The organism is Photobacterium halotolerans DSM 18316, from assembly GCF_000425165.1.
Lineage (GTDB): Bacteria > Pseudomonadota > Gammaproteobacteria > Enterobacterales > Vibrionaceae > Photobacterium > Photobacterium halotolerans.
Genome location: NZ_KE384323.1, coordinates 256,997 through 264,367, shown reverse-complemented (window position 1 = coordinate 264,367; position 7,371 = coordinate 256,997). Strand labels below are relative to the sequence as shown.

The window sequence follows — 7,371 nt, the reverse complement described above, 5'->3', positions numbered from 1 at the left end:
TCGCACTCGCTAACAAGTTAGTGCGGATCGCCTGGGCTGTGATGAACTCACACCGTGCGTTCAATGCCAACAAACTTGCTTGCCAATAAACTCATTAACCCATTTTGCAATGACAATGATGACGATAACGGTCAATCGGCCAGATATGTAACCTGACGGCAAAAATAGCACTTAGATGCATTTACTCTTTTAAGGATTATCTGGCGCAGATATCATCGTGGAGCTGGAATGCGAGAGCTTCCAAGAGAGACTCCGAATACATTAGCGCAAACCACTCCCGTTAAAATTGTAGTTGCAAAAACGGGGCGGACCATACATTTTGCTGGAAAAGAGTACCTGGCGCGCATCAAACCATGCTGAATGAAATACCGAACTCAAGCGCGACATACCCTCTCATTGCAAGGAATATGCGCCACAATAATAACTGTCCAACAACGAGCAAACTAGCGTTACCCACTCCCCCAGGTAAAAAGGCTGAGGGGCTCTCCGAATATGAAGCGCGACATGCAAAATCACCGAATGGCAAATTGGGAATACCACAACTCAGAGAAATTTAAAAAATCAGGAAGTCGCTGTTGAAGCAGGAAATTGACAAACGCCAGATGGGTGGAGACCCCCACCAGCCACATCCCGGCACACACGTCGCTCGCTGCGGCTGCTCCCTTCCAGGCCTGACCGGGTTCACGAGTTAGTGTTGCGGGAGGACCAATGGGGGCCTCCATAGATTCGATGTCTCACTGATAACCCTTTCAGGTAATTGCGAGAACGGGACGGATTATCCACTAACCCCAAAGACAATGCAAGGCATTGGCAAGCCGCGTGCTGCTGACTGCTGGATTATTACCCATCTGCCGGGTTCCCTTCAGCCGCTTTCAAGTTCGTTAAGTAAATATTCGGCCAGCGAGGCGCTGCCCAGCACCAGCAGCCAGGCGACTAAAACAGGATTAGGCACATCAAATTCGGGGATCACCACCAGGGTGGCAAAGGCAATCGCCGGTAATACCCAATTGAGCCTTGTTACCCAGACCAGCTGATTCTGCTGATACAGGGTCTGAAGTGCGACGATGACGCCTATGATGCACAGTACAACCAAGGCGGCCGGTGTCAGCCCGCCGAGCCACAAGGGCACCGCCAGCAGTAACGGCCAGCCATAATTCGCCTTAACCGGCCGCCAGTAACGAGCGGCAAGCCAGATAAAACACACCGCCAGCACCTGCAGCAGGGTATACGTGGCCTGGCCCGCCAGTTTTTCTTCCCCCTGCAAGGCCAGTAAGCCGGCATCCATGGCGATCACCACAGCAAAAAGTAACGCCGCAACCTGCCAGTTGCCCCGTGGCGAGAAAGAGACAGTTAATACCGGGAGCATCATCAGCAGGCTCACCGAGAGGGCGAGCGGCTGAAAAGGTAATACGGCGCCAAACATGCCGATACCAAGTAACAGCAACACAGCGGACACGCCGCCTTGCGGCAACAGCCACAGTGCGGGGATGGCCACGGCAAGCACGGTTAAATGATGCTGTGCCAACCCAAGGGCACTGACCCCGACAATGGTCAGTAACATGCTCATGACAGCCAGGATTGTGGTATATAACATTTGCACCTCCCTGTACAAATTGTTACCCAGGATCCCAATATGGACGACTTTAAGAATCAAATCTACAGCCAGATCGCGCAGATCCCTGACGGCAAAGTGTCGACTTACGGTGATATTGCGCGCTTTGCGGGCTTTCCCGGTTATGCCCGTCACGTGGGAAAGCTGCTAGGCCAGTTACCGGAAGGTTCTGCGCTGCCCTGGTTCCGGGTGATCAACAGTCAGGGGAAAATCTCACAGCAGGGTGATGACTTCCTGCGCCAGCGGCAATGTCTGATTGCTGATGGCATTGAGGTGTCTGCAACGGGCAGGGTTTCTCTGAAGCGTTACCGCTGGGATGGGTATCCGGTGGCGTAGAAGGAAGAAAATACCCCGAAACTTGGTGCCCTGAAGACCCCCTCCTGTTCCTCCCCCTCCACGAGGGGGAGGAACAAGAGCAACAGCCTTGAATGGCATCCGAATGCAAAAAGCCCGGCGATGGCCGGGCTTTGGAGATTCTTATTCAGAGATTACTGGCTGACGCGTACCAGCATCAGATCCAACTGGGTGGTTTTGGAAGGATCGGTAATCACATGATTGGCGGTATCTGTGATGAACAGCAGCTTACCGTTCACTTCGATTCGCGCGCTCACGGCATAGGTATGAGAAGGCTTAATCTCTTCTTCCATATACTGCAGGCTGAACGAAAAAGGTACCTGCTTGCCTGCAGCCAGATACGACTGGCGGCTGATCACTTTCGCGGGCACATCCATCAGAGAAACATCTGACAAGGTTACTGTAATCAGCGCATCATCCGGAAGCGCCATACGCTCACGATACGTCAGATTACCTTCAACTTTTCCGACACCTGCTTCTTTATTGATCATATTTGTACATGCTGAGATAACCATAGCCGTGACCAATAAGGTTAGTAACGCAAACATCTTTTTCATAGTTGTACCCTGCCCTTGATATTCCCCCCACAAACTGATGATTCTAACACTTCAGAACCTTTCGCCTTGAGTTTATGGATAACTAACTGTAAAAATTTGACTAATAATAGCATTATAACTGGAGCTCCGATGAGCAAAGAACTGAACGAACTTCTCAATCTGTTGCACTTAGAACAACTGGAACAAGGTTTGTTCCGTGGTCAGAGTGAACATCTTGGTTTACCCCAGGTCTATGGTGGTCAGGTCATCGGACAGTCCTTGTCAGCAGCGAAAGAAACTGTGCCGGAGAACCGGTTTGTCCATTCCTTCCACAGCTACTTCCTGTTGCCGGGTGATCCGCAAAAACCGATTATCTACGATGTCGAAAACCTGCGTGACGGTAAAAGCTTCAGCACCCGTCGGGTAAAAGCGATTCAGAACGGTCGCCCTATCTTTTACCTGACAGCGTCTTATCAGGCGCTGGAAGACGGCTTTAACCACCAGTTTCCAATGCCTGAAGATGTCCCACCACCCGAGTCTCTGAAATCAGAACAGGACCATGTCAAAGCCATCGCAGACCAATTGCCCCGTAAATTTGTCGAGACCTTTGGCTGCGAGCGACCGATTGAAGTTCGCCCGGTCACTGTGATCAATCCGCTCCATCCTCAATCAGAGGCGGCCAAACAATACCTTTGGATAAGAGCCAATGGTGAAATGCTGAACGATCCTCGCATTCACCAGTACCTGCTGGCCTATGCCTCAGACTGGGGTTTCCTGGTCACTGCCCTGCAACCGCATGCCGTCACGTTACTGACCCCGAAAATGCAGGTGGCCACTATCGATCACTCCATGTGGTTCCACCGCCCGTTCCGTATGGACGACTGGCTGCTGTATGTCATCGACAGTCCATCAGCCAGCGGCTCACGCGGTCTGGTCCGGGGGGAGATTTATAACCGTGACGGCGAACTGGTTGCTTCCGCCGTACAGGAAGGTTTGATGCGTAAACGTGAAGACTGATTTATCCGGAAGACGATCATCTAAAAGACGTTCATCTTGCAGACATTCACCTTACAGACCATGAGTGTTCACTAACGGCAAAGCTCCCGGAATGGCAATATGCCACCATTATCCCGGGAGCCATTTATAGTGAATGACTTGTACATTTTTGTCAGGCTGATGTCAATTTTCTGCTGTCTCGGCAGAAGCTTCTTCCAAATGGTGGAGATGATCACTGACCTGCTGCAACTGGTACATTTGCCAGTACTGTTTGCGCTCAGAAAGCAGGCTGAAATGCGTGCCTCTTTCAATCACTTCCCCATGGTGCAATACCACAATCTCATCAGCATCCATGATGGTTGAAAGCCGGTGCGCAATCACCACAATGCTCATGTTCTGACGCAGCACCGAGAGCGTATGCTGAATTTTTTGCTCTGTCCCTGAGTCTATATTGGCGGTCGCTTCGTCCAGTATCAGCACTTTCGGCTGCTCCACCAGTACACGGGCCAGTGCCAGTAACTGCTTCTGCCCGGCAGACAGGTTCACTTCCCCTCCCCCCAGCACAGTGTCTAAACCAAACTCATACTGTTTTATCTGTCCGGCCAGGCCGACTGTCTCTAAGGCGTGCCAGATCTGATCATCGGTCATGTCCCGGCCCAGGCTGACATTTTCCCTCACGGTATCACTCAGTACGTGCGGATCCTGCTGGACCATGGCGATGCCCTGACGAAGCACAGGCCGGCTGAGGCTTTCCAGCGGACGTCCGTCTAACTCGACACCACCTTCGGAGCTTGGGTAAAAGCCCATCATGAGCGAAGCCAGGGTACTTTTGCCGCTGCCCGTATGCCCGACCAGTGCCAGAAATCCCTGATGCGGCAGTTCAAGATCAATGTTGTCCAGCACTTTCTGCTTGCCGTCATAGCTGAAGCTCAGCTTACGGCACGCCAGATGTCCGCTGGTCAGTGGCCTTTCGTCTTCACCGTACGCTTGCTGGCGTGAATCAATCAGCGCAAAGATCCGCTCGCTGGCCACCAGCGCCTGCTGAAGCAAAGATAATTGCTGTGTCATTTCGATCAGCGGCTCGGTGACCCGGCCCAGATAACTCAGAAATGCATACAACACCCCGACCCCGATCAGCTCGGTGCCACCCACACCAAACAGCGCCACCAGCGTCAGCAAGGCTATCCCGGACAGCAAATCAATCAGGGGCCGCAGTAGGATACTGTTCAGTTTGGTGACCCCGATCTGCGCCTTGAGGTGCTGATCGGTCAGCCCGGCAAAATAGGCACTGAAGGCTTTTTCCTGCCGCATGAGCTGGATCAGACTCATCCCCTGGATGGACTCGCTCATTGAGGAGTTAATGTCGGCCAGCAAATCGCGCATGCGCCGGTAGGCGCTGGCACTTTTGTGCTGGTACACCACCATCACGCCCACCACAATCGGCAACAACGCCAGTACCACCAGGGTCAGACGCCAGCTCATGATAAACATTACAGTGAGCATCACCACAATCAAAGTGACGTTCTTTAAAAAGGTCGCAATCACAAAAACATAAAAATCTTTAATCGATTCAGTGTCATTGGTCAGCCGGGAGATCAGCTTGCCGCTGGGCATGTAATCAAAGGCCGACAGAGGCTGGTTCATCACCCGGGCAAACAATTGCTTGCGGACTTTCTGCACCACGCCGATGGCAATCTGATTAAAACGCAGTGACTGGGCATACTTAAACACTCCCGCCAGCATCATCAGCGCGATATAGGCTGCTACCAGTGCCGCGACATCGGCCGCCGGAAACTGATCGACGGCAATATAATGATCGATGAAACGCTGCAATAACCAGGGACCGGACACATCCGCCAGCGAGGCCACGAACAATAGCGCGATAGCAATGAACAGGTTTCGCTTATCGTCCAGTGCGTACCTGAGCAGCCGTTGTAATACCGCCCGGTTAACTGCCTGTCTTTTCATTGCCCCTCCTCAATGGCTTGTTCCAGTTTCTGGTAACGGTACATCTCGGCGTACCAGTCATCATTGATCAGCAAGTCCGCGTGCGTTCCGCGCTCGCTCACCTGACCATGCTGCAGCACGACGATTTCATCGGCCTGCTCTAGCGCGGTCAGGCGATGGGCAATGACAATCACTGTCTGTCGCTGGGGCTGACTGCGCAGATTATGCAGGATCCTGTGTTCTGTTTTGCCGTCGACGGCCGACAGCGCATCATCCAGCACCAGAATTTCAGCATTGAGCAGCAGCGCCCGGGCAATCGCAATGCGCTGTTTCTGGCCGCCGGACAGCGTGATGCCCTTTTCCCCGACCAGAGTGTCATACCCATCGGGGAACAGCATGATGTCTTCATCAATACAGGCTAATTCGGCAGCGTGACGGATGGCATCCATACTGGCATCCGGCCTGCCCAGCGCAATGTTATCGGCAATCGAGCGGGAAAACAGAAACGGGCTTTGACTGACCACTGCAAACCGGCTGCGCCATTGCTCCAGGACTGCATCGCGGATACACACGCCGCCATACGCAATGCGCCCATGGCTCAGCTCCTGCTGGCGTAAAAGCAGCGCCAGCAAGGTAGATTTACCGCAACCGACCGGCCCGGCCAGCCCCAGCATCTGACCCGCCGGCAGATGGATCGCCAGCTCCTGCAGGGCAGGCTGGCGCTGCTGCGGCCAGGAAAATGCCTCAATCCGGATATCCAGCGCCTGACGGGTGTCCGCCAGTGCTTTAGCGCCGCTGACAATCGTCGGGGCCTGATCCAAAATTTCCTGCAGGCGTTTCCATGCCGCAGAGCCGCGCTCAAGAATATTGAACAGCCAGGCAATGGCCAGCATCGGCCAGATCATCAAGCCCTGATACAAAGTAAACGCGGTCAGATCGCCCAGGGTCAGCTCGCCCTGATGAATTAAATAAGCCCCGCCGCCGACACTGAGGAAAAAGGACATCCCGATTGTCAGCTGGATCACAGGGTCAAACTTGGCGTCTACTTGCACCACCCCGAAGTTCTTTTCACCGGCATGGTCAACGACTTTCTCAAACGCGGCCTGCTGCCTTTGCTCCAGACCAAAGGCGCGGATCATCCTGACGCCGTTCAGCGACTCCTGCGTGGTGTCCGTCAGGGCAGAAAAAGCGGCCTGCGATTCGCTGAACCTGTCATGCAGCTGGCTGCCAAAGCGCGAGACCAGCAAGGCCATCACAGGCATAGGCAGGAGCGCTAAAAGGGTCAGCTGCCAGCTGAGCTGGGTTGTCATGATCAGCAAAACCGCCAATCCGGTGATCAGCGAATCCGCCGCGGTCAGTACACCTTCTCCGGCTGTCATCACCAGCGCATTGACATCATTGGTTGAACGGGCCATCAGATCACCGGTTTTGTGGCGCTCAAAAAAATTCGGCGCCTGCCGGGTAAAATGGCGATAGAGCTTGTCTCTGAGCACAGTGCCCAGTTTCGCGGCACTGCCAAACAACCACAGACGCCAGACTATCCGCAACACGTACACCAGCACCCACATCGCAGCCAGTCCGCCCAGCCACATCAGCATGGTATTGATAGTCATTTTGCCTTCAACCACACCGTCGACTATCCAGCCCACAGCCCGGGGTGGGATCAGTTCAAAAAAAGCAATAATGACAAAAATAGCGATCGCGCCGCCATATCGCCGCCACTCTTGCCGAAAGTACCACCTGAGTTGCCAAAAAACCTGCATGTTTCCTCCAGCAAAACACGGTCTGCTCACGAGAAGTAAGCCGAAGAACAGAAAAATATTATAAAGTCGGGTGGATCGAGAGGATAAAATCGCCTGTCACACTGAGGTGACAATCTAGCAACATATTGGCAAAAAGGCAGGCTGATTATCAACCCAAATGTAA

General features: G+C 53.3%; 6 protein-coding genes and 1 other RNA gene. 2 read left to right on the top strand and 5 right to left on the bottom strand.

All coding sequences use genetic code 11. The features are described from left to right. Window positions 1–614 precede the first annotated feature (614 nt). Window positions 615–711: signal recognition particle sRNA small type (gene ffs / locus H511_RS24540), an RNA gene on the bottom strand. 151 nt (window positions 712–862) lie between these two features. Further along, on the bottom strand, window positions 863–1,594 hold the full coding sequence (locus H511_RS0120470) for a VP0952 family biofilm-associated protein (RefSeq protein ID WP_027254013.1): 732 nt from the start codon (window positions 1,592–1,594) through the stop codon (window positions 863–865). A gap of 39 nt (window positions 1,595–1,633) precedes the next feature. Between H511_RS0120470 and H511_RS0120465 the strand changes: the two genes are divergently transcribed. Next, window positions 1,634–1,948: an MGMT family protein gene (locus tag H511_RS0120465; protein WP_027254012.1), complete on the top strand. Its 315-nt coding sequence runs from the start codon at window positions 1,634–1,636 to the stop codon at window positions 1,946–1,948. Window positions 1,949–2,100: 152 nt separating this feature from the next. Here the strand turns inward: H511_RS0120465 and H511_RS0120460 are convergent, their stop codons facing one another. After that, a complete protein-coding gene (locus H511_RS0120460; protein ID WP_027254011.1) occupies window positions 2,101–2,523 on the bottom strand; it encodes a YbaY family lipoprotein in 423 nt (140 codons plus the stop codon). A gap of 129 nt (window positions 2,524–2,652) precedes the next feature. Between H511_RS0120460 and tesB the strand changes: the two genes are divergently transcribed. After that, the gene (gene tesB, locus H511_RS0120455) at window positions 2,653–3,519 is read left to right on the top strand and encodes an acyl-CoA thioesterase II (RefSeq protein ID WP_027254010.1); all 867 of its coding nucleotides are present in this window, start codon (window positions 2,653–2,655) and stop codon (window positions 3,517–3,519) included. A gap of 162 nt (window positions 3,520–3,681) precedes the next feature. Here tesB and H511_RS23860 read toward each other — a convergent pair whose 3' ends face one another. Both H511_RS23860 and H511_RS0120445 read right to left on the bottom strand, forming a co-directional pair. Beyond that, a complete protein-coding gene (locus tag H511_RS23860) occupies window positions 3,682–5,466 on the bottom strand; it encodes a SmdB family multidrug efflux ABC transporter permease/ATP-binding protein (RefSeq protein ID WP_036760102.1) in 1,785 nt (594 codons plus the stop codon). Next, window positions 5,463–7,208: an ABC transporter transmembrane domain-containing protein gene (locus tag H511_RS0120445; RefSeq protein ID WP_027254009.1), complete on the bottom strand. Its 1,746-nt coding sequence runs from the start codon at window positions 7,206–7,208 to the stop codon at window positions 5,463–5,465. The genes H511_RS23860 and H511_RS0120445 overlap by 4 nt, the downstream gene beginning before the upstream one ends. Window positions 7,209–7,371 lie beyond the last annotated feature (163 nt).